27 protein-coding genes, 2 tRNA genes and 1 pseudogene are annotated in these 26,556 nt (G+C 69.6%); 20 read left to right on the forward strand and 10 right to left on the reverse strand.

Translation table 11 applies throughout. The annotated features are described in order from the left end of the window. Positions 1-3: 3 nt before the first annotated feature. The gene (locus A9A59_RS10520) at positions 4-1,809 is read left to right on the forward strand and encodes an O-antigen ligase family protein (RefSeq protein WP_098504226.1); all 1,806 of its coding nucleotides are present in this window, start codon (positions 4-6) and stop codon (positions 1,807-1,809) included. Positions 1,810-1,821: 12 nt separating this feature from the next. On the opposite strand, the gene A9A59_RS10525 is transcribed toward A9A59_RS10520, so the two are convergent. Continuing rightward, positions 1,822-3,459 (reverse strand): methyl-accepting chemotaxis protein, encoded by a 1,638-nt coding sequence (locus tag A9A59_RS10525; RefSeq protein ID WP_133117598.1) that lies wholly within the window; start codon positions 3,457-3,459, stop codon positions 1,822-1,824. A 183-nt stretch (positions 3,460-3,642) separates the two neighbouring features. Here A9A59_RS10525 and A9A59_RS10530 point away from each other — a divergent pair, with 183 nt between their 5' ends. Together A9A59_RS10530 and A9A59_RS10535 are read left to right on the forward strand one after the other, a co-directional pair. Then, the gene (locus tag A9A59_RS10530) at positions 3,643-4,662 is read left to right on the forward strand and encodes a 5'-3' exonuclease (RefSeq protein WP_165772660.1); all 1,020 of its coding nucleotides are present in this window, start codon (positions 3,643-3,645) and stop codon (positions 4,660-4,662) included. A 22-nt stretch (positions 4,663-4,684) separates the two neighbouring features. Next, positions 4,685-4,761: transfer RNA gene (locus A9A59_RS10535), tRNA-Val, on the forward strand. Between the two features lie 26 nt (positions 4,762-4,787). On the opposite strand, the gene A9A59_RS10540 is transcribed toward A9A59_RS10535, so the two are convergent. Continuing rightward, complete coding sequence (locus A9A59_RS10540; protein ID WP_098504229.1) at positions 4,788-5,219, reverse strand: CAP domain-containing protein; 432 nt, start codon at positions 5,217-5,219, stop codon at positions 4,788-4,790. 379 nt (positions 5,220-5,598) lie between these two features. On the opposite strand from A9A59_RS10540, the gene A9A59_RS10545 reads away from it, so the two are divergent. After that, the gene (locus tag A9A59_RS10545) at positions 5,599-6,372 is read left to right on the forward strand and encodes a response regulator transcription factor (protein ID WP_165772661.1); all 774 of its coding nucleotides are present in this window, start codon (positions 5,599-5,601) and stop codon (positions 6,370-6,372) included. 75 nt (positions 6,373-6,447) lie between these two features. Then, a complete protein-coding gene (locus A9A59_RS10550) occupies positions 6,448-6,978 on the forward strand; it encodes a DinB family protein (RefSeq protein ID WP_098504231.1) in 531 nt (176 codons plus the stop codon). 6 nt (positions 6,979-6,984) lie between these two features. Here the strand turns inward: A9A59_RS10550 and A9A59_RS10555 are convergent, their stop codons facing one another. Further along, the gene (locus tag A9A59_RS10555) at positions 6,985-7,758 is read right to left on the reverse strand and encodes a GNAT family N-acetyltransferase (RefSeq protein ID WP_098504232.1); all 774 of its coding nucleotides are present in this window, start codon (positions 7,756-7,758) and stop codon (positions 6,985-6,987) included. Positions 7,759-7,867: 109 nt separating this feature from the next. On the opposite strand from A9A59_RS10555, the gene A9A59_RS10560 reads away from it, so the two are divergent. After that, complete coding sequence (locus tag A9A59_RS10560) at positions 7,868-8,296, forward strand: ferredoxin-thioredoxin reductase catalytic domain-containing protein (protein ID WP_098504233.1); 429 nt, start codon at positions 7,868-7,870, stop codon at positions 8,294-8,296. A gap of 18 nt (positions 8,297-8,314) precedes the next feature. On the opposite strand, the gene A9A59_RS10565 is transcribed toward A9A59_RS10560, so the two are convergent. The 4 genes from A9A59_RS10565 to A9A59_RS10580 all read right to left on the reverse strand — a co-directional run bounded on the left by A9A59_RS10565 (position 8,315) and on the right by A9A59_RS10580 (position 11,186). Continuing rightward, positions 8,315-9,106, reverse strand: coding sequence for an SDR family NAD(P)-dependent oxidoreductase (locus tag A9A59_RS10565; RefSeq protein WP_098504234.1), 792 nt, complete (start codon positions 9,104-9,106; stop codon positions 8,315-8,317). Further along, a complete protein-coding gene (locus A9A59_RS10570; RefSeq protein WP_098504235.1) occupies positions 9,099-9,941 on the reverse strand; it encodes an SDR family NAD(P)-dependent oxidoreductase in 843 nt (280 codons plus the stop codon). The genes A9A59_RS10565 and A9A59_RS10570 overlap by 8 nt, the downstream gene beginning before the upstream one ends. 62 nt (positions 9,942-10,003) lie before the next feature. Continuing rightward, a complete protein-coding gene (locus A9A59_RS10575; protein WP_098504236.1) occupies positions 10,004-10,825 on the reverse strand; it encodes an undecaprenyl-diphosphate phosphatase in 822 nt (273 codons plus the stop codon). Positions 10,826-10,883: 58 nt separating this feature from the next. After that, a complete protein-coding gene (locus tag A9A59_RS10580; protein ID WP_165772662.1) occupies positions 10,884-11,186 on the reverse strand; it encodes a putative quinol monooxygenase in 303 nt (100 codons plus the stop codon). Between the two features lie 106 nt (positions 11,187-11,292). Between A9A59_RS10580 and A9A59_RS10585 the strand changes: the two genes are divergently transcribed. The 8 genes and pseudogenes from A9A59_RS10585 to A9A59_RS14470 form a co-directional block, all read left to right on the forward strand. Then, positions 11,293-11,946 (forward strand): class I SAM-dependent methyltransferase, encoded by a 654-nt coding sequence (locus tag A9A59_RS10585; RefSeq protein ID WP_165772663.1) that lies wholly within the window; start codon positions 11,293-11,295, stop codon positions 11,944-11,946. Then, on the forward strand, positions 11,943-12,449 hold the full coding sequence (locus A9A59_RS10590; RefSeq protein WP_098504239.1) for a DinB family protein: 507 nt from the start codon (positions 11,943-11,945) through the stop codon (positions 12,447-12,449). The genes A9A59_RS10585 and A9A59_RS10590 overlap by 4 nt, the downstream gene beginning before the upstream one ends. Beyond that, complete coding sequence (locus A9A59_RS10595; protein WP_165772664.1) at positions 12,442-13,200, forward strand: metallophosphoesterase family protein; 759 nt, start codon at positions 12,442-12,444, stop codon at positions 13,198-13,200. Before A9A59_RS10590 ends, A9A59_RS10595 begins: the two co-directional genes overlap by 8 nt. Positions 13,201-13,264: 64 nt before the next feature. Next, a tRNA-Met gene (locus A9A59_RS10600) sits at positions 13,265-13,341 on the forward strand. A gap of 202 nt (positions 13,342-13,543) precedes the next feature. Beyond that, a complete protein-coding gene (locus A9A59_RS10605; RefSeq protein ID WP_165772665.1) occupies positions 13,544-14,728 on the forward strand; it encodes a YeeE/YedE family protein in 1,185 nt (394 codons plus the stop codon). A 21-nt stretch (positions 14,729-14,749) separates the two neighbouring features. Continuing rightward, positions 14,750-15,034 carry a sulfurtransferase TusA family protein gene (locus A9A59_RS10610; RefSeq protein WP_098504242.1) on the forward strand — a complete coding sequence of 95 codons (285 nt, stop codon included), beginning with the start codon at positions 14,750-14,752 and terminating at the stop codon, positions 15,032-15,034. Positions 15,035-15,053: 19 nt separating this feature from the next. After that, positions 15,054-16,019 (forward strand): sulfurtransferase, encoded by a 966-nt coding sequence (locus A9A59_RS10615; protein ID WP_098504243.1) that lies wholly within the window; start codon positions 15,054-15,056, stop codon positions 16,017-16,019. Between the two features lie 504 nt (positions 16,020-16,523). Next, positions 16,524-16,682, forward strand: a pseudogene (locus A9A59_RS14470) (nuclease); the annotation flags it as partial. Here A9A59_RS14470 and A9A59_RS10625 read toward each other — a convergent pair. Genes A9A59_RS10625 through A9A59_RS10635 form a run of 3 tightly spaced genes read right to left on the reverse strand, consistent with a single transcriptional unit; the run spans position 16,679 to position 19,886 of the window. Further along, complete coding sequence (locus tag A9A59_RS10625) at positions 16,679-17,035, reverse strand: DUF192 domain-containing protein (RefSeq protein ID WP_278286883.1); 357 nt, start codon at positions 17,033-17,035, stop codon at positions 16,679-16,681. The pseudogene A9A59_RS14470 and the gene A9A59_RS10625 overlap by 4 nt on opposite strands. A gap of 32 nt (positions 17,036-17,067) precedes the next feature. Then, positions 17,068-18,756 carry an alkaline phosphatase D family protein gene (locus A9A59_RS10630; RefSeq protein WP_098504244.1) on the reverse strand — a complete coding sequence of 563 codons (1,689 nt, stop codon included), beginning with the start codon at positions 18,754-18,756 and terminating at the stop codon, positions 17,068-17,070. 41 nt (positions 18,757-18,797) lie between these two features. Next, positions 18,798-19,886 carry a TIGR03617 family F420-dependent LLM class oxidoreductase gene (locus tag A9A59_RS10635; protein WP_165772666.1) on the reverse strand — a complete coding sequence of 363 codons (1,089 nt, stop codon included), beginning with the start codon at positions 19,884-19,886 and terminating at the stop codon, positions 18,798-18,800. Between the two features lie 161 nt (positions 19,887-20,047). Between A9A59_RS10635 and A9A59_RS10640 the strand changes: the two genes are divergently transcribed. The 6 genes from A9A59_RS10640 to A9A59_RS10665 all read left to right on the forward strand — a co-directional run bounded on the left by A9A59_RS10640 (position 20,048) and on the right by A9A59_RS10665 (position 26,555). Next, complete coding sequence (locus A9A59_RS10640; protein WP_098504246.1) at positions 20,048-21,220, forward strand: acyl-CoA dehydrogenase family protein; 1,173 nt, start codon at positions 20,048-20,050, stop codon at positions 21,218-21,220. 134 nt (positions 21,221-21,354) lie between these two features. Further along, positions 21,355-21,924 (forward strand): copper resistance CopC family protein, encoded by a 570-nt coding sequence (locus tag A9A59_RS10645; RefSeq protein WP_098504247.1) that lies wholly within the window; start codon positions 21,355-21,357, stop codon positions 21,922-21,924. After that, positions 21,921-24,098 (forward strand): copper resistance protein CopC, encoded by a 2,178-nt coding sequence (locus A9A59_RS10650; RefSeq protein WP_098504248.1) that lies wholly within the window; start codon positions 21,921-21,923, stop codon positions 24,096-24,098. The genes A9A59_RS10645 and A9A59_RS10650 overlap by 4 nt, the downstream gene beginning before the upstream one ends. 69 nt (positions 24,099-24,167) lie before the next feature. Next, positions 24,168-25,130, forward strand: a complete 963-nt coding sequence (locus A9A59_RS10655) for a DUF7064 domain-containing protein (protein ID WP_098504249.1) — start codon at positions 24,168-24,170, stop codon at positions 25,128-25,130. A 4-nt stretch (positions 25,131-25,134) separates the two neighbouring features. Then, positions 25,135-26,145, forward strand: a complete 1,011-nt coding sequence (locus tag A9A59_RS10660; RefSeq protein WP_098504250.1) for a phosphotransferase family protein — start codon at positions 25,135-25,137, stop codon at positions 26,143-26,145. Further along, positions 26,145-26,555 (forward strand): DUF6285 domain-containing protein, encoded by a 411-nt coding sequence (locus A9A59_RS10665; protein WP_098504251.1) that lies wholly within the window; start codon positions 26,145-26,147, stop codon positions 26,553-26,555. Before A9A59_RS10660 ends, A9A59_RS10665 begins: the two co-directional genes overlap by 1 nt. Position 26,556 lies beyond the last annotated feature (1 nt).

The raw sequence follows: 26,556 nt of genomic DNA on the forward strand, positions 1-26,556 counted from the left end.
CGTGTGAGCGTTCGACGAACAGCGCCGGCCGACTGGCTGCTGGCCGGCGCGATGGCGACGGCGCTGGGCGGCGTCCCCTCAGTGTTCTGGCCGGCACTCTATGACGATTTCACCCTGCCGAAGCAGGCGCTGCTCGCGGCCACCGGCGGCGCGACCGTGGCCGGCTTCCTCTGGGGCGGCTGGCGGCGGACCATGCCCGGGTGGCTCCAGGGCGTGCTCGGTGGATGGCTGGCGGTCGTGGTCGCAGCTGCGGCCGCAGGGCTCGACTGGCGGGGGAGCGTGTTCGGCTACTACCAGTATCGGCAGGGCATCGTGACGCAGTTTGCCTGTGCGGCGCTCTTCGCCGGGGGCTGGGCGCTGGCGGCATCCGGCCGCTGGCGGGTTTTCGGGGCAGGATTCGCCGGGCTTGCAGCCGCGTTCGCCTACACAGCGGTCCAGGCAGCCGGAAAGGACCCGTTCGACTGGTGGATCGACACCTCGGACCGGGCGATCGGGACGATTGGCAACGCCAACGAGCTCGCGGCGTTTGCGGTTATCTCGATGGGCCTCGTGGCCTTTGTGCCCGCGCGGCGGTTCGCGGCCGGTGCAGCGGCGAGCTGGGCGGCAGCGCTCTTCATCGTGCTCGAGGCAGAGAGCCGGTCGGGATTGGCCGCGGTGCTGCTGTTTTTCGTCCTCGTGCCTGTGGCCCGGTGGATTGCGGGCGAGGCCGGGCGGCCGCTGCTGCGTGCTGCGCCGGTCATCGGCCTTGCGCTCGGGCTGGTAACGGTCGCGTCACTGGCCGCCGGCGGGCTCGAGGGCACCGCGGCGCGGGTTTCGGGGCAGGCCACCCGGGCGGAAACCGGCGGCTCGACGCGGCTGGCCCTGTGGGAAGGCACGCTCCACGTCATTGCGGCGCGGCCGTTGCTCGGGACGGGGCCTGACGGCCTCCACCTCGGCTTTCCGCGCTGGCGGCCGGCCGACCTGGGCGGCGCCTACGAGGAGTATGACCTCATCGCCCAGAGCTCCCACAACTCCGTGCTGGATACGGCAGCAACCACCGGCCTTGCCGGGCTGGCGCTGCTGCTCGCGCTGGTCGGCGGATGTGCGGCGGCGTCAATCCGGGCAGTGCGCCGCGCCCGGGGCGGGCCGGGCCCTGACTGGCCGTATGCGTGGGCGGCGATGGCAGCCTACGGCGCGCTGACCCTGCTCAACCCAATTTCGCTGGCCGCGCATGCGCTGTTCTTTGCCATGCTGGGGGCCATGGGAGCGGCAGCAATGGCCCGGCCAGTGCAGCGGCGGCCGAGCTCCTGGGGATTCCTCGCCGGGGTGCCCGCGGCAGCGGCGGGGGTCGTCATCGCGGTCGCCCTGCCGGCCGCCGACCTGCGCGCACAGGCGGGCTGGGATGCGTTTGCGGGCGGCGAGTTTGCCCGTGCAGCGGAGCGGTACGAGGCGGCGGCGCGGATCAATCCGTTCGAGCGGGACTACGCAAGGCGGGAGACCGTCGCCCTGGTGGCCGCCGCATCGGTCGACCCGGGCCGGCTGGGGGATGCTGAGCGGGCGCTGCGCCGATTCGACCGGCGGTTCGGCTTCGGAGCGGGCGATGCGTTCAACCTGGCGGCCGTGCTGGTCGCCATGGGGCGCCCGCCCGAGGAAGTGCTTCCCGTCGTCCAGCGCGCAGTTGCGCTCAACCCGCACGGGGTGGCGACCGCGTGGTACGCCGGGCAGCTGGTCCAGGCGGTGCACGATGGCGGGGTGCTCGTCTTCGACGAAACGGACCGGTGGACGTACGTGGTGCCGCTGCCGTCGATCGCCGAGGAGGGGCTGCCGTAGCAGGCGCGCCTGCTAAGCGGCAGCGCGGTAGCTCCGCCCCTCGGAGTCGTGCGCGAGGGCGCCGAACCGGGCGAGGAAGGCAGCCATGTCGCGCGAGACCTCGGTGAGCTTCTGGGCGAGGCCGGCGAGTTCGCTGACCTGGGCAGTGACCTCCTCGACGCTGGCGGACACCTGCTCGCTGGCCGCCGCGGACTCCTCGGCGACGGCGGACGTTGAGGTGATCGCCTCGACGGCCCGGTCGCTGCGGCCGCGCATCTCGGCGGCGAGGCCGGCGAGCCGGTCGGCGATGGCGGCGACGTCGCGGACCTGGATGGCAAGCGACTCGACGCCCTCCTGCATGCCCGCGGCTGCGGCGGCGATCCGCTCGATTTCGGCGTTGACGTCGGTCGCGGAATCAACGATCCGGGAGAGCGCCGCGCCGGCTTCGTTCGCGCGGGCGGCACCGACTTCGACGTCGCGGACGGACGCCTCCATGGCACGGACAGCCTGACCAGTTCCCTGCTGGACTGCCGCGATGAGGCCAGCGATCTCCTTCGTGGCGACGGCGGTGCGCTCGGCGAGGGAGCGGACGTTCTCGGCGACGACGGCAAAGCCGCGGCCCTGCTCGCCGGCGCGGGCGGCCTCGATGGCGGCGTTCAAAGCGAGGAGGTTGGTCTGGCTGGCGATGTCCTCGATAACCTGGACGATGGCGCCGATTTCGGACCCGCGGCGGCCGAGCTCCTCGATTTCGCCGGCGGTGCCGCGCACGGCCTCGCGGATGGTGTTCATGGCGTCGACGGTTTGCTGGACGGCGGTCATGCCCTCGCGGGCGGCGGCGAGGGAGCCCTCGCCCTTCTGGGCGGCGGCACGGGCCGATGCTGCGACGCCGGAAAGCGCGGTGCGGACGGATTCGGCCGTGCCGGCAGCCTCGCGGAGGCCATCGGCCTGCGCCGAGGCAGCCATTGCGACCTCATTGACCCCGTCGGCGAGGGAGCGCATCTGGCCGCTGAGATCCGAGAGCGACGACGACTGGACGGTTGCTCCGCGGGCGACTTCCTGGGTGGCGTTGGCGATTTCGCGGGCGGCGGCATCGACCTGCGCGGTACCTTCGCGCATGGAGCCAGCAGCACCGTTCACGAGTTTACAGGCGTCGACGAGGCGCGCCAGGACACCCTCTGAAATGTAGGTTTCGACCGCAAGGCTGGCGTCGAGCATGAAGACCTTGGCGAAGGCTTCGATTGTCTCGATCAGCTTCTGGCCCTTGAGCTTTTTGGCCAGCTCATCGAAGACCAGCCTCGAATAGACGGCGTAGTTGCCAACGTTCCAGCGCGGCTCGATGTTCAACACTGCATGGGTAGCACCGACACGGAGGCGGTGCTCGAAGTATTCGTTGTCGAACCGTGCTTCAAGGAGGCGGAGGAAGTAATCCTTTTGGGCAGCCTCGAGTCGGGCCCTGCTCGACCTGGACTCTTCGACCTTGCGGACAAACTCGGGGAAGGCGAAGGAGTGGTCGTAGAAGCGACGGACGATGTCGTCAGCGCGGGGGCGGAGAAAGACAGCTGCCTCGCGGATGAGGGCCACATCGCGGTCGGTGAGCTGCAGCCAGCGCTGGCGAAGGGCCTGGTCGGACGGCGTTACCTCGAGCATTTCGGTCAGACGCTGCGTAGACAATTCGGAACCTCGACAAGGGGCTGCAACAATCCTCGGGCGGAGCGCGCGCACGGCGAATCAGGGCCTTCCCGAAGGGATGGATAGGTCAATCCCGGACGAGCGTCGAGATAATTGTTTATATGTGCCGTAAACCAAACCAATCGGCACCGGTCGCCAGGTCGGGGTGTGTGCGATACTGGCCGGGTGCTCCTGGTGCTGGACGGCAACAATCTCGCGTGGGCAGGCTTCCATGCGTTGCGGCGGCCCATGGGCGCCCACACGCCCGAGCGAAAGCAGCGGGCGGCGCTGCTCGGGCTGGCGCAGGCGGTGTTCGGCGCGCTGGTGCGTGCCGGTGAGCCGCCGGACGGCCGGCCGGGCGCGCAGGGGCGGTTGCTGGACTCCCCCAGGGCCGTGACCGGGCTCGCCATCGCCTTCGATGCGGGACGCCCGGTGCGGCGGCGGGCGATCTTCCCCGCGTACCAGACCGGACGGGAGTCGGATCCGGCATTCGCCGAGAACGAGCCGTCCATCCTCGCCGCCATCGGCGCGTTCATTGAACTGGCGGCGATGCTGCCCATCGAAGTCCTGCGGGGCGAGAACACCGAAGCGGACGACCTGATCGCCGCCCGCGCACTGGCGGAGGATGGCCCCGTCCGGATCGTTTCCACGGACCGCGACTTCCTCCAGCTTGTCGATGACCGCATTTCGGTCTACTCGCCGGTGAAGAAGGTCGTCATTACCGCGGAGAACTTCGCGGAGCAGACTGCTCCGCGGGACGCGGCAGGTAGGCCGACGGCGTTTCCGCGGGAGCGGTACCTCGACTACCGGGCGGCCAGCGGGGACGCATCCGACGACCTGCCGGGAATTCCGGGCGTTGGGGCACTGACGGCCGCGCGGCTGCTGGCGGAGGCGCCGCTGGATGCCTATTTCGAAGAGCCGGGACGTGCAGCCGGCGTGCTGGGCCGGCGGAATGCGAAGCTGGAGGCTGCAATCGCGAGCGGGGAGGCGCGAGCAGTGGCCGACCGTAACCGCGCATTGATGGACCTCCGGGCGGCGGCCGCCGGCTTCCCGTCGCTGGAGGGATTCCGGCGGGTCGGCCGGTGGGACGCTGCCGGCTTCCGCGCCTGGCTGGAGGAGCAGCGGGCGCTCGGGGTGGAGCGCGAGGCAACGGCTGCGGCCTTCGAACGGCTTGCGGAGGCGACCGAAGCGGCCGGCGGGCGGTAGACTTGGAGAGGTAGCAGCCCGTGGGCGATTAGCTCAGCTGGTCAGAGCGTCTCGCTTACACCGAGAAGGCCGGGGGTTCGAGCCCCTCATCGCCCACCACCAACTGTTTACGGCGGGCCGCCGGGTCAGTCAGTGAAGATGGTGACGTAGAGCCAGACCCGGCCAGCGCGGACGGCTGCGACGCCGACCCGGGAGAACCGGGGCTCGAGGATGTTTGCCCGGTGGCCGGGGCTCCCCATCAGGCCCTGGAACGCGGCCTGAACGGTTTTGGCTTCGGCGTAATTGTTTCGAGCCAGGTTCTCGCCGGCCAGTCCGTAGCGGATCCCGCGTGCAGCCAGTTCTGAGAAGGCGCTGCGGCCATCAGGCCCGTAGTGGTCGAAGTAGTCGTGCTCGATGAGGTCGCCGGCACGGGCGAGCGCGACGGCGGCGAGGTCGGAGTCCCAGGTGAGCGGTTCGAGCCCTGCCTGGGCGCGGGCTGCGTTCATGGCGGCGAGGAGCTCGACCGCCCGGTCCTCGACGGAGACGAACTCCCGCGGCTGCGACACGGCCGCGGGCATCGCAGCAACCGGCTCGGGATTGCTTGCTGCAGGCGCGTGCGTGAGCGCGAGGGGCACCGGCTCGGCGGCCGGGGCAGGCGGGGTGGCGCGGGCCTCCGCGACGGCGGCAGGTGGGCCGGCTGGTCCGCCGGGGGTGTCAGCTCCGTGACAGACGGGGAGCCGGCAGCGGGGAGGGCGGCCTCCTCTGCCGACATTTGGGATGCGGGGTTTACGGTTTCGGCTGCCGGATTGAAACGCAGCGCGGCAAGGCTGAGCGCCGAGCAGAGCGCTGCGCAACCGAGGAGGACCGGAAGGGGCGACAGGCTCCGCATACCGGTACTTTCGGCTGCCGCCCCGCGGCGAAACATCGGGGAAGGCACCGATGGGGAGGGAAACGGCGATGCCCGATCTGCGGATGCGTGATACCGCGGAGCTGCCGCCGCCCGTCGGACTGCGCGTGGCCGTGGTTTCGCAGGGGCTCGACCGGGCGTTTGACCGCGCCCGGGAGCTGGAGGCGAGCGGCTACCGGGTTGCCGCCTTCGGGGACCCGGCCGGCGCTGCGGCGGCCTTCGAGCGGGCCGAGCCCGACGCCGTGGTCGTCGACCTCGGCAGGGAGGTCGGGTTCCCATCCGAGGCGATCGCCCGGCTGCGGCGGGCGACCCGGGTACCGGTCATCGCTGTGGGATGCACGGGTACGACGGCCGAAATGCTGCGATGCTTCGAGGCGGGGGCCGACGAATACTGCCGGCCGCCCTGCAGCACAGACGAAATCGACCTGCGGCTGCGGGCGCTGCTGCGGCGCATCGAGATGACGGCCGGCAGCGCGGTCCGGTCCAACGGAAAGACGCCGGGGCGGGTACGCGTGGGAGCGATCGAGATCGACCCGGCATCGCAGACGGTGTGGAAGGATGGGCGCGAGGTGCCGCTATCGCCGACGGAGTACCGCCTGCTCTGGACCCTGGCCGAGCACGCGGGCGAGGTCGTGCCATCAAAGGCGCTCATTGCGCGGGTGTGGGGGAACCAGTACACCGGCGAGACGCACTACCTGCGGCTGTACATCCGCTACCTGCGTCAGAAGCTGGAAGATGACCCGAGCCGGCCGGTCTACATCGTCAACCGCTGGGGCGCAGGGTACGCGCTGGAAGAGCCGAAGCCCACGGCCGTCGCGGTCTAGCCGGCGCCATTCGACAACGTCGAGCGCACTGTGGCGTAGAATCGGCCCCACCAGACGAACGATGGTGGAGGACTGATGCCCCGCACTGCGCATGAGATTCTGCGGACGTCACTCAGGTCGATGCACGACCTGCTCGATAAGGCGGTCGAAGGGATGACCGCCGAGCAGCTGAACTTTCGACCGAAGGAGGGGGGCGTGAGCGCCTTCTTCAGCCTGTGGCATTACGTCCGCACCGAGGACAACATCATCAACTGGGTGGCCCAGCAGAAGCCGACCGTGTGGCTGGAGGGAAACTACCACGAGTACTTCGGCCTGCCGCGCACCAGCCAGGGCACGGGCATGACAGCCGAGGAGGCGAACGACATCCGGATTTCCGACGTGGCGAAGTGGCACGAGTACCAGCAGAAGGTCTGGGAAGCGACCGACCGATACCTCGCCAGCATGTCGCCCGAGGAGTTCGACGAGCGGAAAGTCACGATCAAGCCGCTCGGGGAGATGTCGCTTTGGGACGGCATCTACGGTGTGTGCCTGAGCCACGGATACCGCCACGTGGGCGAGATTGAGTACGTGCGGGGCGTGCAGGGGCTCGGCGGCCTGACGATTTAGCCGGGCTCAGGGGAGCGGGCTATCGCACCCCATGACGATGGTCGCGCCGATGGTTTGGAATCCGAGGCGTTCGTAGAGCGGCACGGCGGCCAGGGTCGACGCGAGGGCGGCCGCAGCTGCCCCTTCGGACCGGACCAGCGCGATGGCGCGGAGGGTCATCTCGGTGCCCAGCCCGCCCCGGCGGAAGGCAGGGTGGACGTAGAGGCTGTGGAGGGTCGCGAGGTCGCCGTGGAGCATGGCTGCGATGCGTGCGACCGGCCGGCCCTCGAGGAAGCCTGTGAGCAGGCGGACGGCCGGGTGCTCGCGCGCGGCGGCGATGATGGACGCGAGCAGGGGGTCGTCCTCGAACTCGAGCGTGTCGATCGCGCAGAAGTCCTCTACATCGCGGTCATCGGCGACGGGCCGGACGTCGAGCTTGCCGGGGAGCGGCTCGGGCCAGAGGCGCTCAAGGAGCATGACGGGCTGGCGTTCGCGGAAACGCAACCCGATCGTCATCGCCGCGGCCATGAGGTCGGACGGCGCATCGGCCGGCAGGTCGACGCGGAAGTTGAGGCCGCGGGCGGCGAACCATGCTGCGACCTCTCGCAGCGCAGGCATGGCCGGCCCTTCCACGCTCCCCGGAAGAGCGACATTCGCGCTCGAGACGCCGAGGCCGGCGTCGATGCAGGTGAAGCCGGCCACCTCGGCGACGTCGCCAAGCACGGGATGACGGCCGAGCGCGAGGGTTGCCTCACGCATGGCGGCGGCGATGCGGTGGGCGAGCGGATGGGACCGGGGCATGGCCGCATGGTACGCGGAACGAGCAGGGTTCGCCTGCGGGCCGGATAATCAGAGCAACAGCTGAGGAGGAACGCCGTTGGACAGGCCGAGCCAGGCTTCAATTGACAAGATGTGGGCGTACGCCCGGAAGTTCGCGGAAAAGTCGGGGACCCACTTCCACCCGGACCCGAGCATTACCGAAGCGGTGATCCTGGGGCTGGCGGCCAACCTCGACGAGTACGGCCGGCCGCTCTGTCCGTGCAACTTCTACCCCTCGAAGGACGAGAACGGGAACTGGCCGGAGGGGCTGTACCTCCCGAAAGACGAAGAGGTGAAGCGGCGCACGTGGATCTGCGCGTGCGACGAAATGCAGATCTATAAGTACTGCCACTGTCTCCTGTTCGTGACCGAGGAGGGTCTGCCCATCACCGAGTACCTGCCCGAGGACCACGAAGGACGGGAGATTTACGGGCTGGTGAAAGACCCAACGCCCGACAAGGGCCGGGCGCTGGGCAGGGTGCTGGAGCGGCAGCGCGCTGAAGGCGGGCACGCGGAGTAGCGCGCCCGCCCGCGGGCGTTACAGGTGCTGGCTCACACCGCCGTCGACGTGGAAGACCTGTCCGCTGATGTAGCCGGCCGCTTCGGAGGCGAGGAGGACGGCGAGCGGGCCCAGTTCGTCGGCGCGGCCGAAGCGGCGCATCGGGATGAAGCGCATCAGCAGGTTGGCGCCGATCTCATCGGGGCCGCGGCCGGGCGTCCAGTCCATCCAGCCGGTGGCGATGCAGTTCGACGTGAAGCCCCGGGCGGCGAGTTCCTGCGAGAGAGCCGTCGAAAGGCCGATGACGCCGGACTTCACCGCCGTGTAGGCCGCAAGGCCTTCGACGCCGCGCTCGGCGAAGATCGAGGTAACGAAGATGAGCCGCCCGGGTCCCTCGCCTTCGGGGAACTCCCGGACGAAGCTGCGCGCCGTGTAGAAGGCGCCGTTCTGGTTGACAGCCTGGAGGCGGGCGAACTCGGTATCGGTCACCTTTTCGAACGGCTTCGCGAACGGCAGGTCGGCGTTATAGACGAGGATGGTCGGGCGGCCGAACTCCTTGCCGAGCTGCTTCATGCTGACCTGGACGTTGGTGGGGAGCGTGACGTCCCAGCCCTGGGCGAAGGAGCGGCGGCCCATTTCGGTGACGGCCTTGGCGATGCGGCGGGCTTCGAGCATCTCCTCGCCGTCGGTTGTGGCCGAGGCGACCGCGACGTCGGCGCCGGCTTCGGCGAGGGCAAGGGCGAGGGCGCGGCCGGCCGGGTTGGCGCAGCCGACGACCAGCGCCCTCTTGCCGGACAGGTCGAAGCCGGGTTTGCGGTTCCACTCAGCCATGGCGCACCTCCGCGGGTTCGGCGACGACCCAGCCGGTGGGGGCGACGCCGCCGGCCAGGCCACCGCCGTCGATGACGAACGATTCGCCGGTGATATAGCTGGAAGCGTCGGAGCAGAGGAAGACGGCGAGGGGGCCGAGCTCCCAGGCCTCCCCGAGACGGCGGACGGTGATGAACCGCCCGCGCTGGGCGCGCATGCTGGCCTCTTCTTCGGACTGCGCCGGGGCCTGGGCGACGAAGCCGGGGATGATGCAGTTGACGCGGATATTTTCGCCGACCACCTGGGCGGCGAGGCTTTTCGTAAGCGAGATGACGCCGGCCTTGGCAGCGGCGTAGGCGAGCGACTGCGGCGACGAGCGGAGGGCGGTGCCGCTGGCGACGTTGACGATGACGCCGCCGGTGCCCTGCTTGAGGAGCTGGCGGACAGCGGCGCGGGAGCAGTAGAAGGTGCTGTAGAGGTTGACCTCGATGGTGTCCTGCCAGTCGGCGTCGTCGAGGTCCTGGATGCGGTTGCCGGCGCCTCGCCGGTCGCCGATGCCGGCGTTATTGAGCATGATGTCGAGCCTGCCGAAGTGCTCGACGGTGCGCTCGATGAGCGCATCGCACTGCTCGCGGACGCGGACATCGGTGGGTACGACGAGCGGCTCGCGGCCGCCGGCGGCGCGGATTTCGGCGGCTGCTTCTTCGAGCTGGGCGCGGGTGCGGCTGGCGATGCAGATATCGGCGCCGGCTTCAGCGAGCGCGATGGCCATCGCCTTGCCGAGCCCGCGCCCGCCGCCGGTGACGATGGCCACCCTGCGCGGCGGGCCATCGAGCCGCAGACGTTCGAGAACCATGCGGAAACCTCCGGGACAACTGGTGTGGCTGCATCATACGGGCGGGGGCGGCTGGAGGCCGCTCAGGCGACGCGGTAGGCGCCGATAGCCAGGGTGAGGATGGCCACCACGTAGCGGTAGAGCACGAAGACAAGCAGGGAGCGGGTACGCACCCAGCGCAGCAGGAAGTGGATTGCAGCAAAGCCGACAATCGCCGAGGTGGCGAAGCCGACGAGCATGTCGCGGGCCTCGGTCCCGGAGAGGGCGGCGAGGTCGGCCGATTTCAGCAGCAGGGCCCCGACGAACGCCGGCGTCCCCAGGAGAAACGCGAAGCGAACGGCATCCTCGCGGCGGAGCCCCCGGGCGAGCGCTACTGTCACGGTCGCGCCGGAGCGGGAGACCCCGGGGATGAGCGCGAATGCCTGGCCGACGCCGATGGCGAGCGCATCGCCAACGCCCACATGGGCCATCGGCCGGCGGTTGGCGGCGAGCCGATCGGCGACCAGCATCATCGTGCCCATCAGCGCGAGCATGATGGCGACGAGCCAGGGCTGGCGGACGTTCGCCTCGATCCAGTCATCGAACAGGAGACCGACGACGGCTGCAGGGAGAGATCCAAGGGCGAGGAGCCAGAGGAGACGGGTGTCGGTTCTCCATGCGGAGACGCGGGCACCGTGCCGGGCGAGGTCGGCCAGGCCGGTTCGGAACATGAGGTACCAGTCGCGCCAGAAGTAGGCCAGCAGGGCGAGGAGGGTGCCGCCGTGGAGGCCGACATCGAAGGCGAGCCCCTGGTCCTCCCAGCCGAAGAGGGCCGGGACAAGGATGAGGTGACCGGAGCTGGAGATCGGCAGGAACTCGGCGAGGCCCTGGACGATGCCGAGCACGACGGCGCGAACGAGGTCCACGGGGGGAACGTTCGCGCCGGCCGTGCTAAGAGACAACCATCCCCGGGAAAGCCGACGTTCAGTCGACGCCGGCGATTTTGGTATAGCGCTCGATGACGGGCCGGCCGGCGAGGAGCCCGGCGAGCTTTGCGCCGAGAGCACGCATGTGGTCGGTCTTGCCGTGGGCCTCGAAGGCGGCAGCGTCGCGGTAATTTTCGTAAAACAGGAAGACGGTCGGGTCGGAGTCGGAGACGTGGAGGGAGTAGGCGGGCACAGCGCCGGCCTCCTTTTCCTTGACGGCGGCGACCATCTCGGTGAGCGCGGCGCGGAGTTCGGCCTCCTTGCCGGGCTGCGCCTGGAGTTTGGCGACAATGGTGATCATGGTAGATACCTCGGGTGGGATGAGGGCGCATTCTACGGGCCGGGGGACGGTTGCGTGACAGGACCCACCGCGGCGCGGAGAATGCGCAGGCATGATGCTGCAGGGAATGCCTCCGGCACAGGCGGCTGCGTTGCGGGCTGCACTGGAGCAGCACCCGGCCGCAGCGGAGGGGGTGGAGTACCCGGGCTGGTACTTCCGGCGATGGCATTTCCTGCCTGAGGGCTACTTTTCTGCGCGGAGTGTGGCCCTCTACGAGCGCGTCATCCGGCCGGTGTACTGGGCGGGGAGCGAGCGCCGGGTCGCCGAGCTGCTGGCCGGCTGGCTACGGCGGACGGGGGCGCGCCGGGTGCTGGAGGTTGCCCCGGGACCGGGCATGCTGCTGGCGGCGCTGCGGGCGCGGCTGCCGGACGTTGAGTTCCGGGGTATTGAGCTTTCGCCGTTTTTTGTCGCAGCAGCCGCCCGGCGGCTCGGCGAGGGGGTCGTCGCCCATGGGGACGGGCGTGACCTGCGCCGGGTGGGCAGGGGGTTCGATGCGGTCATCGCCGCGCATTATGTTGGGCACCTGCCCCGGCACGAACAGCAGGCGGCGCTGGCGGCGCTGGCCGAGGCTGCACGTCCGGGCGGCAGCGTGGTGATGGTTGAGCACCGCTGGCACCGACTCCGGCTCCCCGGAGAGCTGCGGCCGGCGGCACGCCGTGCGGCCGGGTTTTCGACCGTGCAGTTTTACCGGCGGTTCGCCGGGGAAGGAGCCGGGGCATGACGATGCCGGAATCGGAACGGGTGCGCATCCGGGAGTACCTCGTGGCGCAGGCAGCGTCGCGGAGCATCGAGGAGCTGATTGAACGGGTCGAAGGCGGCATGGCCGAGCTGTTCGCCGCCGCGCGGGCGATCCCCGCGGAGCGGTATGAGGAGCATCCACCCGGAGACGAGTGGAGCCCGATGGACTGTCTCGCCCACGTGGTGGGCTGGAACCTGCAGGTCGCAACTGCGGTGCTGCACGTGGCGCTGACGGGCGAGCGCCCTGCAAACGGTCTCCCGGAGCTGCCGCGCGAGCGGGAGCAGATCCTCGAGGCCCAGGCGGCCGGCAACGCTTCGCTGTATGAGCACGTGCGGGCGGCTGACCCGGGGGCCCACCTGGAGGTGCGGTGGGAGCACCCGTTCTTCGGCCCGCTGAACTGGCGCGAGTGGCTGCTCTTCCTTCGACTCCACGCGCTCGACCATGCGCGCCAGCTGGCCGGTATGCGGGAGGCGCTCGGTGCGTGAGCCGCGGCCCCTGCGGGTGGTGCATACCTCCGATGTGCACCTCGGTGCGTACGCTGGAAACGACCACCCGGGATGGGTGGAGCGGCGCCGGCGGATGGAAGCGGCATTCTCCCGGGTGATCGACCTCGCCAACCGGGCGTGTGCGGATGTGCTCGTCCTGGCGGGGGATATCTTCGACAATGACCGGGTGCCTGCGGAGACGGTGGAGTGGGCTGCCGCGCAGATTGCTCGTTTCAAAGGCCAGGCGTTCCTCATTCCGGGGAACCATGACCCAATGGACCCGGGGAGCATCTACTGGCGCCACGATATGGAGGCGATCGCGAAGCGGCTGACGATCGTGCGGGAGCACCGAGGCGAGGTCATTGAGCCGGAAGGGGTGGACCTGGTGGTCTGGGGGCGGGCGTACCTGGACTCAGACTGGCACTTCCGGCCGCTCGACGGGCTGCCGGAGCGGCTCGACCGGCGATGGCACATCGCGCTCGCGCATGGCCACTTCGTCCCGGAGGGCGGCGAGACCTACCGGTCATTGCCGATCCACGAGCGGGAGCTGGCCGCTGCGCGGGGGCACTGGGATTACGTCGCCCTGGGGCACTGGGAGCCGCACGCTGACGTCAGCCGCCACGGGGTGACGGCGGTCTACTCGGGAGCGCCGATGCCGTTGAGCGATGCGAACCGCCGGGCGGGGCTGTGCGTGATTGTCGATTTCGATGCTCGCGGCGTACGGTGGCGGACTGAGCGGGTGGACGGGTAGGGCGTCGTCGGCCGGGTCCGGCGATGCCCCAGAAGGGCCGCTCGTGGTAGATTGGAGATGACGGGGCAGGGTAGCTCAGCAGGTCAGAGCGCACGACTCATAATCGTGAGGTCGGGAGTTCGAGCCTCCCCCCTGCTACCACTTGCAGATCTGCCCGGCTTTCCCCTCCGGTTCGCTGCCCGGCTACGCGGTGCAGTCGCAGGCCTGCGGTCCGCGTGAATCCCCGCGAGTGCGGAGCTTTTCCATCATCGGGGCGAAGTTGACTGAGTAGCTCAACTTCGTTACGTTACACGGCGTGACAACACTCGCCCCTCCCGCTCCCTCGACCGTTTCCCGTTTCGCGGTGAAGCCGCTTGCCCTGGGCGGGGTTATCGCGGCTGTTTGGCTTCTGCTCGACCAGCGGGGTTTCGCGATCGGCGCCTTCTGGCTTATCGGCGTGGCGTTCGGCGTGGTGCTGCAGCGAAGCCGCCTCTGCTTCGCCGGGGCGTTCCGCGACCTGGTTCTGCTCGGCGACGGGCGCCTGTTCCGGGCGATCCTGGTCGGGCTGGCGGTCGCTACCGTGGGCTTTGTGTTTCTCGAGGCGCGGCTGGCGCCGGACCCGGGATTCGGCATCGCGCCGGCCGGGCCGCACATCCAGCCGGTCGGCATTGCGACCGTCGTGGGCGGCGTGCTGTTCGGCGTGGGCATGGTGCTGGCGGGCGGCTGCGTCTCGGGGTCGCTCTGGCGGATGGGCGAAGGGTACGTGGCCTCGTGGGTGGCGATGGCCGGCATCGTGGCGGGGACGGTCGTCGCAAATCGGCAGTGGGCCTGGTGGTACGACAACGACATCCGCGAGCGGACGGCCGTGTGGCTGCCGGCCGAACTGGGCGGCTACCCCCTGGCGCTGGCACTGACGCTCGCGGCGCTTGCGGGGCTGTACGTCCTCGTGCTCTGGTGGGAGTCGCGCACCCCGAAGATGCCGGAGTTCCCTGCGCCCCCGCCGGAGCCGGCCTTCGGACTGCGCGAGCAGCTGCGCCAGGGCTGGGACCGGGTCTGGGGCGGCCACGGGTGGAGCTACACGACCGGGGCGGTTGCGCTGGCGGTTCTTTCGGTGTTCGCGCTCGGGCTGCAGGTGCCGCTCGGGGTTACCGGCGGGATTTCGCTCTGGGCCGACAACGTGCTCGGCTGGTTCGATGCTGGCTCGCTGCCGCTAAAGGGCAGCGAGCTGCTGGCAGGCTGCACGCCGGGCGGGGCCGAGAAGTGGTTCACGGTGCGGACGGCGACGATGCTCGGGCTGGTGGCCGGGGCGTTCACCGCATCGGTGCTTTCGGGTGAGTTCCGTCTCCGGTGGCCGCGGCAGCGGAGCCGGTATGTGCAGGCCGCGGCGGGCGGCATCCTGATGGGGTATGCCTCGGTGATCGCCATTGGGTGCACCATCGGGGCGTTTTTCTCGTCAATCCCCTCGCTGGCGCTGGCCGGCTGGGTCTATGGCATCGCGCTCTTCGGGGGCGCCTGGGTCGGCGTCGCGCTGATCCGGCGGCTCCCGTAGTTGAGAGGCAAGGAGGGAAAGATGGAACTGGACGTCCGGGGGGAGATGTGCCCCTACCCGGCGATGAAGGCGCGGGAGGCGCTCGCAAAGCTGCCAGCGGGCGAGTGTCTCGAGGTGCTGACCGACCACGCCCCGGCGCTTTCGACGGTGCCGTGGGAAGGGGCAAAGCTGAACTACCGCTCAACGATTGAGCCCGTTGGCCGGGGGACCTGGCGCATCCGGCTCGAACCGGCCGAAGGGACGCTCGACCAGAAAAAGGCGCTCGCGGAGATTGCGCGACGCGCTGCGGAACTTTCGAAGGGCTAAGGAACAAGGAGGAAACGACATGTTGGAATCTCTGCGGCGGCGGCTGCCCCTGGCGGGGCTGGTATTTGCACTTCTGCTGGCATTGCCGCTCGCGGCCGCGTGCGGCGGCGACGATGACGATACGAACGGCGCCGGCTCGAACGGCGACGCCGCAGCGGAGCCGGCAGGTTACGCCGAGCCGGACCTGCTGGCAGAAACCGACTGGCTCGCCGGGAAGCTTGGCGACCCGTCGCTGGTTATCGTGGATATCCGCAAGAAGGAGGCCTACGAGGCCGGCCACATCCCGGGTGCGGTGTGGTACGACCAGGCCGCGCTGAAGGACCCGGACGAGAAGCTGTACGTGATCCGTGAGAGCCTGTTTGCCGAGAAGGTGGGCGCGCTGGGCATCGACGGAACCAAGGAGGTCGTAATTTACGACGATGGAACCGGGCTCTGGGCGACGCGCCTGTGGTGGGTGCTCGATTACTACGGTCACCCGAAGGCACGGGTGGTGAACGGCGGCTGGGCGAAGTGGGAGAAGGAAGGCCGGCCAGTGACGAAGGATGTGCCGAACCCGACCCCGGCGAAGTTCGTCGCGAAGCCGAACCCCGATGTCATCTGTGCCCTTGATTATGTCAAGGACAAGGCGACGAACCCGGACCCCAATGTGGTGATTCTCGACGCCCGCACGCAGGCGGAGTACACCGGCGCAGACGTGCGCGCGGCCCGCGGGGGTCACATTCCGAATGCCGTCAACCTCGACTGGCAGGCATCGCTGACGGAGACCGACCCGAAGGTGTGGAAGTCGGCGGACCAGCTGCGCGCGCAGTTCGCGAAAGTCGGCATTACCAAAGACACCCAGGTCATCACCTACTGCCAGACGGGTGTGCGCGCGGCCCATTCGCTGTTCACGCTCCGCCTGGTCGGCCTTGGGAAAGGCAACAAGGTGTACGACGGTTCGTGGGCCGAGTGGGGGAATTCGAAGGAGACACCGGTCCAGCAGTAGCTGCCGTTTCACGGCGCGGATTCACGATGCGGGGCGCTCAGCAGGGCGCCCCGCTCTCGTTCTTTTCGGTTTCGGCCGTGCCGGCTTGACATCGCGGTTAGGATTGATGACGTGAGGGCATGGCTTGGCATGGCAGCAGGCGCCCTGGTACTGGCCGTTGCAGCCTGCGGCGGTCCAGGCGAGGCGGAACGAGACGCGGCTGGTGCCGGGGCGGGGCAGCAGGAGGCCAACGTCGGTGCCGGACCGGCCGAAAGCCGTGCGGCGACGCCCACTGCCACAGCGACCCCGACTGCGACGCCAACGGCAGCCGGCGTCACGCCTCCGCGGCCCTCGCCCACCCCGGCACTGACGGCAACTCCCACACGACCGGCCGGCCAGGCGACGGCAACGCCGACGACGCCGCCTCTGCCTCCGACGGCCACGCCGACTCTGCGTCCGCCCCAGCCGACGCCCACCGCCACGAGCAGGCCGCCCGGACTCACGCCGACATCCCCGCCGGGCGGATCAGGACGGTGTGACCCGTCATACCCGACTGTCTGCATTCCTCCGCCACCACCCGACCTCGACTGCAAGAGCATTCCGCACCGCAGGTTTGTCGTGCTTCCACCTGACCCGCACGGCTTCGACAGCGACGGCGACGGCATCGGCTGCGAGAGCGGCTAGGGAACTGGGACCGCCTCGAGACGGTTGCCCGGTTGGATGGCGGCGGCGGAGCCGGCGGGGAGCTCGACCACAGACCGGGCTCCGCGCGCAGCTGCCAGCCCGAGCCATGGGCGGACGCCGCGGGCAACCTTCAGGACCCGGCCGTCGTGGTCCAGAAAGATTGCGTCGATCGCAAACCTCATGCCGAGCATGTGGATGGAGGAGCAGGGCTGAATCCATAGGCCCTCGCCGGGCTCGAGCGGCCGACGGAACATGAGCCCGCGAAAGCGGCTCCAGAAGGAATCGGCGACGCTGACGCGCGCTGCGACCGTTTCGCCGGTGCGCTGGTTCACAAGACGGACGGTGGGCGGCACGGCCGGAGGGTACACCGGGCACCGGGCGCCGGCTACCGCTGGACTGCGAACGTGACGGCGTGGCGGATGAGTTCTTCGCCGCGCCAGTTGCGGCCGCTGAACGTGACCTCGATGGCATCGCCGCGGTCGTCAATGGCCAGGAGGCCGAACTGGCCGCCGCCGGGGCGGGCACCCTCGCTGTAGGGGCCGCCCTTGACCGAGCCGCGCCGGTCGAGGGCCCCGGCGTGATAGACGGGAAAGCCCGGACCGGCGCCGCCGGCAGCGAAGCGGTTGTTCGCGCCGCTGTCCGCAGCGAGCATGTGGGCATCACCGCTGAGCATCACAAGGTTGCGGATCCCGTGCTCGAGGACGAAGTCGGCGATTTGGCGGCGTTCGGCGGCGTATGCGCCCCAGTCATCGCCGCCGGCCGACGACGAGATCCACGGGACGCTGCTGACCCAGATGACCAGGGCGGCGGTGTCGCGGGCGCGAAGGAGTTCGTCGAACAACCACGCGAGCTGAACGTCGCCGAGCATGCTCTTGTCCGGGCCGTCGGGGACGCTGGAGGGTGCGCGTTCGGAGCGGCTGTCCGTGAGGATGACGCGCACACGCCCGACGGTAAACGCCTGGGCGATTGGGCCATCGAGCGGCAGGGGGTAGTGGGGCACGATCTCGCGGTAGACGGACCGGGCAGCGTCGCGCGAGGCGGTGGTCCGGTCGGCGTCGTTGCCCCCGTAATCGTGGTCGTCCCACGTATAGGCGACGGGCGCGGCCAGCCAGAGAGCCTGCTGCGCGGGGCTCCTGAGCGAGCGTGCGTAGGCGCGACGGATTGCCGCGGGGTCGTTTTCGTCGATGTCGGCGTAGTGGAAGTCGCCGGTGTGGATGAAGAGGAGGGGCTCCGCGTCGCGGATGCGGTCGAAGACCTGGCCGTTCGACCCGGTCGAGGCGCAGGCACCGAACGCGAGCGTGAAGCTCGACTGGCCGACGGGGAACGTTTGGAGCTTACCGGTGCGGTAGCGCTCCTCGCGGTCGCCGAGGGCGATGGACCAGCGGTACCGGGCGCCGGGCTCGAGCCCAGCGGCTTCGAAGCGGGCGACGCCCGCGGGGCTCACGGTAACCGGCGCGAATCGGCCCACGACCGTTCCTTCATCCGCAGCCCGGACGACCAAGGCGGGTTCGGGAGGCCCGGCATTGCGGACGGGCTCGGCAAGCTGGGCGGTCACGGCGAAGGACGTAGGGGTGACGGCGCCCGCCCACGCCCATTCGACAAGGTCGACGGGCTGCGGCTCGAGCGCCGAGGCGGGGTGGGTTGGGCCGAGGTACGCATCGTGGACCCGAACGCCGACGACGGTCAGGATGGCGAACAGGACTGCGGCGCCCGCAAGCGTGCCAGCCGTGCGGCGGGATTGGCGGCGGAGCGGCCCGGCGAGCGCCAAAAGGCCGGCAAGCCCCATGAGGCCGCTCCCGAGCATCGCAATGGCCGGGGCCTCGCCGAGGCGAACGATGACGAGCGCTGCCCAGGCTGCGGCGAGCCAGAGCACGGAGGCCGCCACCTGCGAGCGCAGCGACAGGAGCGTCCCGGAAAGGGCGGCCAGCACCGCCCAGGCGAGTGCCGAGCCCTCCCATGGTCGTGCGGCGAGCGCAAAGCCGCCGGCGAGGTCGACAGCGACAGCAGCCAAGGCTCCAGTTCCGACCAGGGCAAGGAATGCCGGAGCAGTCCGGCGCCAGGGTCGCGTGGGCATGGACCGATCCTACGCGGCAGGCGCCGGGCGGGGATGGGCCGTCAGGCGGTCGCTTTCGGCCGGTCGGGGATGGCGGAGAGATCTTCGAGGCCGCGCGGGACCCGGGGCACCTGCACCTTCCGGACCTGCTCGATGATGTACTTCGCGCGCTCGCGCTGCTCGGGGGTCGAGGCCGGGAGGGGCAGCGTGATGCGCGAGGCGTATTCGCGGTGGTTGGCCACGAACTCGGGCAGTTTGTCGTAGGTGGAGGTTTGGGCGAAGACGCGGAGAACTTCCTCGGGGATGACGCGCTGCATCTCATCCCACTTGCCCTGCAGGGAGAGCTCGTGCAGCTGCATGCCAAGGCTCTTCAGGCCATGGACTTCGAAGACTTCGTGGTAGGAGCGGGTTGAACCGTAGAACGAAATCGGCTGGCGGAGGCGTTCGAGGCCCTGCTCGATCTCCGACTCGGTTTCGCCGAAGACCGTGAAGCCGCCTCCGGCGATTTCGATATCCTGCCAGGTCCGCCCGGAGCGCTTCAGGCCGATGGCGACGTTCGGAAGGACCACCTCGCGCATGTACTTGTCGGTCATGAAGCCGTGGGGCATGACGACGTCGGCAACTTCGCCGGCCACGCGGGCCATTGCGTCGCCGACACAGGCGAGGCCGACCTTGGGGCGGGGGTAGGGGATGGGCCCCGGATTAAAGTTCGGGGTCATGAGGGTGAAGTGGTAGTACTTGCCGATGAACTCCGGCTTCTTGCCGTCCTGGAAGGAGTCCCAGACCGCATGGAGCATCTTGATGTACTCCTTCATGCGGGTGGCCGGAGCGCCGGGCCAGTCGACGCTGAAGCGGTGCTGGTTATGCCCTTTCACCTGCGAGCCGAGGCCGAGGACGAAGCGGCCCTTGCTGAGGTGCTGGATATCCCAGGCCTCCATGGCAAGGACCGTGGGGCTGCGGGGGAAGGCGATGGTGACGCTCGTCTGAATTTCCAGCTTTTCGGTGGAGTAGGCCGCTAGGGTGGCAGCGAGGATGGAGTCGTGCTGGGTTTCGGGCGTGCTGGCGAAGTCGTAGCCGAGCTCTTCGGCGTGGCGGGCCTGGTCGGGGACGGCGGTGAGCCAGGTGCCGCCAAAACCTGAACCAACTTTCATGGCGGGCGTCCTTTCGTTGGGAATGCGACTGCGTGCGCAGTCTACGCGCCGGGGAACGGGGCTGCACGGCGGTTGCGTGCCGCCGGTGACCTTTCCCTTTACGTCAGGGTTGCCGTTTGCTAGTGTTCGCGAAGCCCCTAACGACACGGCAGGAGAAGGCGATGGACTTCCGAGACACCCCCGAGCAGGCGGCATGGCGCGCCGAAGTGCGCGAGTTCCTTGAGAAGGAGCGGCCGAAGGTCGACCCGGATGCGAACCCGATGGAACTGGCACGCGAGCGGGGCGGCGTGCTGAAGGAGTGGCGCGATAAGCTCGCGAAGAAGGGGTGGATTGCACCTGCCTGGCCGAAGGAGTACGGCGGCGCCGGGCTCGGCGTGATGGAGCAGTTCATTATGAACGAGGAGTTCGCCGAGGCGCGGGCCCCGCAGGTCGGGGGCATGGGCGTTTCGATGATCGGCCCGACGCTCATCATCCACGGCAACGAAGAGCAGAAACGGGAGCACCTCGGGGCTATCCTGCGCGGCGAAGTGCAGTGGTGCCAGGGTTACAGCGAACCCGGCGCAGGCTCCGACCTTGCCAGCCTGCAGACCCGCGCGGTCCGCGACGGGGATGACTTCATCATCAACGGGCAGAAGATCTGGACCTCCGGGGCGCATAACGCGGACTGGATGTTCATGCTCGCCCGGACGGACCCGGACGCCCCGAAGCACCGCGGGATTACCTATTTCCTCGTTGATATGAAGAGCCCGGGGATCACCGTGCGGCCGCTGATCAACATGGCGGGCGGACACCAGTTCAACGAGGTGTTCTTCGAGGACGTGCGGGTGCCCGCCCGCAACGTGGTGGGGGAAGTCAACCGCGGGTGGTACATCGGGACAACGACGCTCGACTTCGAGCGTTCGTCGATCGGGAACGCGGTGGGCCAGCGCCAGACGCTGGAGTACTACCTGCGATTCTGGAAAGAACACCGCGGTCAGCCGGTGACGGCGAGCGCGAGCGCTGCTTTCGCATCCGAGTTCGCGGACCGCTGGATTGAAGCCGCGACGGCGAAGATGCTGAGCTACCGGGTGATCAGTATCCAGGCGGCGGGCCGGGTGCCGAACCACGAGGCCTCAATCGCAAAGCTGTTCAACACCGAGCTGAGCCAGCGGATTGCGCGGACCGCGATGAAACTGCTCGGGACCTCGGCACTGCTGACCGGTCGGGAGGCGCCGATGAAGGGCCGGGCCCCGGGGAGCTACCTGCAAACGGTGTCGTCGACCATCGCGGGCGGGACGAGCGAAATCCAGCGGAACATCATCGCGACCCGCGGGCTGGGCCTGCCGCGCGGCTGACCGGCGCATCACGCGCTTCGCCTTCTACCAGCCCGGCGACCACGCCGGGCTGGTTCGTTCGGGGCGGGTGAAGACCGGCGCGGGTGTCGGCCGGTTCGCTTGTGCAGCGGTGCCGCCTGCCTAGACTGGTGGCTATGCGATGGCTTGCGGCCGCGGCTGGCGGGCTGGCCGCCCTGGGGTGGTTCGCCGCGGCATTCGCGCACGCGGAGCCGGAGCGGGCGACGCCGGGCGATGGGGCGGTACTGAACACGCCGCCGGGTGAAATTGTGCTGGTCATGACGCAGGAGATGGCCCGCCAGGCCGGGGCAAACGACATCGATGTGCTCGATGCCCAGGGGAACGAGGTGACACGTGAGCCGGCGGTCATCGACCCGGCGGACCGGCGCCGGCTCAGCGTGCGGCTGCCTGCGGACCTGCCCCCGGGCGAGTACGTCGTACGGTGGAAGACGCTGAGCGCAGAGGACGGGGACACGGCGACCGGCGAACTCCGCTTCCGGGTTGACCCGTCCGCGGCGCCAGAGCGAGGGAGAGAACTGCTGAAGGAGAGCATGCTGGGGGGCGGGCCGACGCCAGCGGCGGTGCCCCCACCCGCGGTAACCGGAGGGGCCGGCGAGGTAGGCTGGGTGCTGGTGGCAGCAGTCGGGGCGGTGCTGTTTGTGTTTGGCCTCGGGGCGGGGGTCGTGTTCAGCAGGCGGGATACATGAGGCGGAGAGCGCTGGCCTTGCTCCTGGTGATGCTGGCGGCCGGCGTGCCCTGGCCGCCGGGCGGGCAGCCGGCTGCAGCCCATGCGGCGCTGCGCTCCTCCGAGCCGGCCGCGAACGCCTTTCTCCGGCAGCCCCCGAAGGAAATCATCCTGAACTTCACGGAGCCAGTCGACGGGCGGGCGAGCGGCATCCGGCTCCTCGACGCCACGGGCCAGTCGCTCCCCATCGCGCAGGCAATCGTGACCGGGAATCGGATGCGGGCGGCGCTGCCAACGCTCGAGCCGGGCATCTATAACGTCGTCTGGAACAACGTGTCACTGGTTGACGGGCACGCGCTTTCCGGGTCGTACCCGTTCACCGTGCTCAACCCGGACGGCTCGGTGCCGGCGGGCGCGAACCTGGTCGGCGGCGGGAGTTCGAGCGCCGACCGGCTGGGCCGGGCCGACGGAACGGCGGTGCGGTCCCTGGCGCTGCTCGGACTGATTCTCCTGGCCGGGGCGGCGACGGTGACGCTGCTCTGGCCCGAAGCGCCGGCCGGCGCCCGGCGGGGGCTCCGCGCTGCGGCCCTGCTCGGGGCGGGAGCGGCCATCGGCGCGGCTGGCCTCGGCCTGGCCCTTCTGCGGGACACGTACAGCAGCCTGCCGGCGACCGAGGCGATCTTCGACACCCGCTTCGGGCGGTACTGGCTTGCACGGGCCGCGCTGGCGGCAGCCGCGGGGGCAGCTGCGGCGCTGTATTCCCGGGCTCCGCGGGCAGCCTCGTGGGCGGTGCTGGGCGCCGTCGGCGGGTCGCTCTGGACGTTCACAGCGACGAGCCATGCGGCCGCGGTCCCGGGCAGCGCCTGGGCGATGGCGATCGACGTAGCGCACGCCGGTGCGGCCATTGCGTGGCTGGGAGCGGTCTGCGGGGCGGTGGTGGCCGCGCGCTTCGGGCGGCGGCATGCCCCGTGGCGGCCGCTGATGCGGCGGTTTACCCGGCTGGCCTCGGTGATGGTGTTCCTGCTGCTGGCGACCGGCCTCCTCGGGGCGCTGGTCCACATCGATAGCGTTTCGAAGCTTACGGAGACGCGCTACGGGCTCGTGCTGCTGGCGAAACTGGCGTTGGTCATCCCACTTCTCGGGGTCGCGCTGTACAACGCGCGGCGTGGACGCATGCGGCTGATGGAGGAGCGGCGGGGTGAGCCGCGGCGGTTCATGCTGACTGCGGCGGCGGAGCTCGCCGTCGGGCTGGCGGTGGTGGCGGCCGCTGCTCTAATGAGCCAGACCACGACCAGCCGCTCGATTGTCATCGAGCCCGAGCGCCGGCCGTTCGAGATGACCGCGCCGGCGAACGACCTCCGGGTTACCCTCTCGGTCGACCCGAACCAGACCGGGCTGAACACGTTCCGCGTGCGGCTCGCGGACGCCGCCGGAGCACCCGCAGCGGCGCAGTTCGTGCGGCTGACGTTCCGGTACCAGGAGGACCAGTCACTCGGCCCGTCGACGCTGGTGCTGGCGCCAACGGGTACCGGCGAGTTCATAGGCCAGGGGCCGTACCTCCCGCTTGAGGGCCGGTGGCGGGTGGAGGTCGAGGTACGGCGGGCGAATGCGGACGATGCTCGGACGTTCTTCGACGTCCGGCCGGCCGGGGCGTTTGCCGTCGGCAGCGCCCAGACGGGCGGCCGGTGGGCGCTGCCGACGGCGGGGCTGAGCTGGAACCAGTTCGGCGGGCTCGTGCTGCTGCTGGCGGGGCTGGGGGCCGCGCTGGCCCGGGGCGAGGCGCGCCGGCTGCACCGGATTGCCGGCCGGGCGGCCAGCACGGGCACGCTGGCCGGCTTCGGGCTGGGGGTGCTGCTGCTGTTCGGCGTGCATGCCCACGAGCCGCAGGCCGGCCTGCCGACGAATCCGATCTTTCCCGATGCCGACTCGATTGCGAAGGGACGAGCGCTGTACGAGGCGAACTGCATCGCCTGCCACGGACGGACAGGGGTCCCGCCCCCGGGGCTCGACCTGAACCCGTACCCGCTCGACCTGACGGTGCACGTGCCCCAGCACCCGGACGGACAGCTCTACCGGTTCATCGCGGACGGCATTCCCGGTACGGCGATGCCGGCATGGCAGGAGCAGGGGCTGACCGACGAGGAGATTTGGCACCTCGTGAACTACCTGCGGACGCTGGCGCCGGTGACCGAGTAGCGGGCGAGCCGGCCGGCGCTCCGGTATGATCCGCCGTTGCCGGGAGACAGCACCGGCTGGAGGAATCGCATGGTCACCATCGTCGGCAACGTCAAGCCAGAAGACGACTACACCCATCCCCTCGGCCCCGAGGAGAACTTCAACGAGTCGGTTTACTTCAACTTTTTCGACCGCCGGCAGCAGATGGGCGGGTTCCTGCGCATCGGCAATCGCGCCAACGAGGGCTACGCCGAGGTCACCGTCATCGTGTACCAGCCCGACGGTTCGGCGCTGTTCAACTACAAGCGGCCCCAGATTTCGAGTAACGACGAGTGGAACGCCGGCGGGCTGAAGGTGGAGGTGCTGGTGCCGGGCGAGCGGCTGCGGACGACCTACGAGGGTTCGGTGGTCTACCTGAAGGACCCGCGGGAGATGCGGGAGCCGAGCGTGGCGTTCAAGGAGAACCCGCACAAGCGCATCCGGCTGGACCTGGTGCACGAGGGCGTTGGGCCGATCTACGGGCACGTGGCCGAGCCGGGGGGCGCCGGCGCACAGAACGAGTTCGCGCGGGCGCACTATGAGCAGCACATGCGGGTTACCGGGACGCTGCAGGTCGAGGACGGACCGGTGCTCCAGATTACCGGGCACGGGCTGCGGGACCATTCGTGGGGGCCGCGGTACTGGCAATCGACGCCGAGCTACCGGTGGATTACGGGGAACTTCGGCGATGACCTCGGCATGGTCCTCTCGATCGTCGGCGACCGGGTCGGCGGGGTGTTTCATAAGGGCCCGGACACCATCATCCCGGTGAAGCAGATCGACCTCGAGACGGAGTACGAGGAGAACACGAACTACCACAAGGCGCTGCGGGCGACGGTAACGCTGGCGAACGGCGAAACCCACCGGGTGGAGGGCACCGTCCGCGGGTTTATTCCCCTGCGGAACCGCCGGGCCGGGAAGTTCACCCACATCGGCGAGGGGATGACGGAGTACCTCCTCGACGGCGAGCGCAAGGGCTACGGCCTGAGCGAGTACCTCGACCAGGTCGAATAGGGCCGTGCAGAAGGAGGAGGTCCAGCAGGGGCTGGAGCGGTTCATTGCCGCGCGCACGGGCGGCTCGGTGACGGTGTCGAACCTGGCGCGCCTTTCGGGCGGCGCCTCCCGGGAGACGTGGTCGTTCGATGCGGACACGCCGCAGGGGCGTATCGAGGGCATCCTCCGGGCAGACCCGGTGCCGGGCGCGCCGACCATCCCCGGCAGGGAGCTGGAGTACCACCTCATTAAGGCCGCATGGGATGCCGGGGTCACGGTGCCCGAGCCGCTCTGGGACGGGGATGACACGTTCCCGGTGAAGTTCTTCGTGATGCGACGGGTGCCCGGGGAGACGCTGGGTGCGCGGCTCATCCGGGGCGAGCAGTACGCGAAGGCGCGGGAGGTTGTGCCATACCAGCTGGCGCGGGACCTCGCGCGGATCCACGCGATCCGCGAAGCCGACCACCCGGAGCTGGCCGGGCTCGAACGGCCCCCGGCGGGCAAAACGTCGGCGGAGGCGCAGCTCGACTACTACGAGACGAGCTACCGGACGGCTGAACTCGACCCGCACCCGGTGTTCGAGCTGGCCATCCGCTGGCTGCGGCAGCACCTGCCGCCGCCGTCGGAGCTGGTGCTGGTCCACGGCGACTTTCGGCTGGGGAACTTCATCTTCGACGAGACCGGGGTGAAGGGGATCCTCGACTGGGAGCTGGCGCACTGGGGCGACCCGATGGAGGACCTCGGGTGGCTGGCAGTGAAGTCGTGGCGGTTCGGCGGCAGGCTGCCGATGGCCGGGGTCGGCACGCGGGAGGCGTTCATCGAGGCGTACGAGGCAGCCGGCGGCCGGAAGGTGAACCGGCAGCACTTCCTTTGGTATGAGATGTTCGGGAACCTCAAGTGGGGCGTCATCACGATGACGCAGGCTGCCACCTACCTGACGGGCCGAAACCGGAGCGTCGAACTTGCGGCCATCGGGCGGCGGACCGCTGAGACGGAGATTGTCCTGCTCGAGCTGCTGGAAGGAAGGTGGGACTGATGCAGGACCGGCCGACGATCGACGAGCTGCTGGAGGCGGTCGCGGGGTACCTCCGGGACGACGTCATGCCGAACACGCAGGGCCGGCTGAGCTTCCACGCGCGGGTCTCGATGAACGTGATTGAGATGCTTCGTCGGGAGCTGGCGACGATGGAGGAGCACCTGGCGCGGGAGTGGGACGGCCTGGACCACCTGCTCGGTGTCGAGCCGATGCCGCCGAAACTGGCAGCCGTTCGCGATGCGCTGGTCCGGCGGAACGAGGTGCTCTGCGAACGCATCCGGAAGGGCGAGGCCGACGAGGGGCCCTGGCGGCTGGCCGTGCTCAGCCATCTGCGACGGGTGACGCTGGACAAGCTGGAGGTCTCGAACCCGGCGCTGGCGGCCGAGTATCGCGAGACGGGCCAGGGCTGAC

The sequence above is a fragment of the Tepidiforma thermophila genome (assembly GCF_002563855.1).
Classification (GTDB): Bacteria; Chloroflexota; Dehalococcoidia; order Tepidiformales; family Tepidiformaceae; genus Tepidiforma; species Tepidiforma thermophila.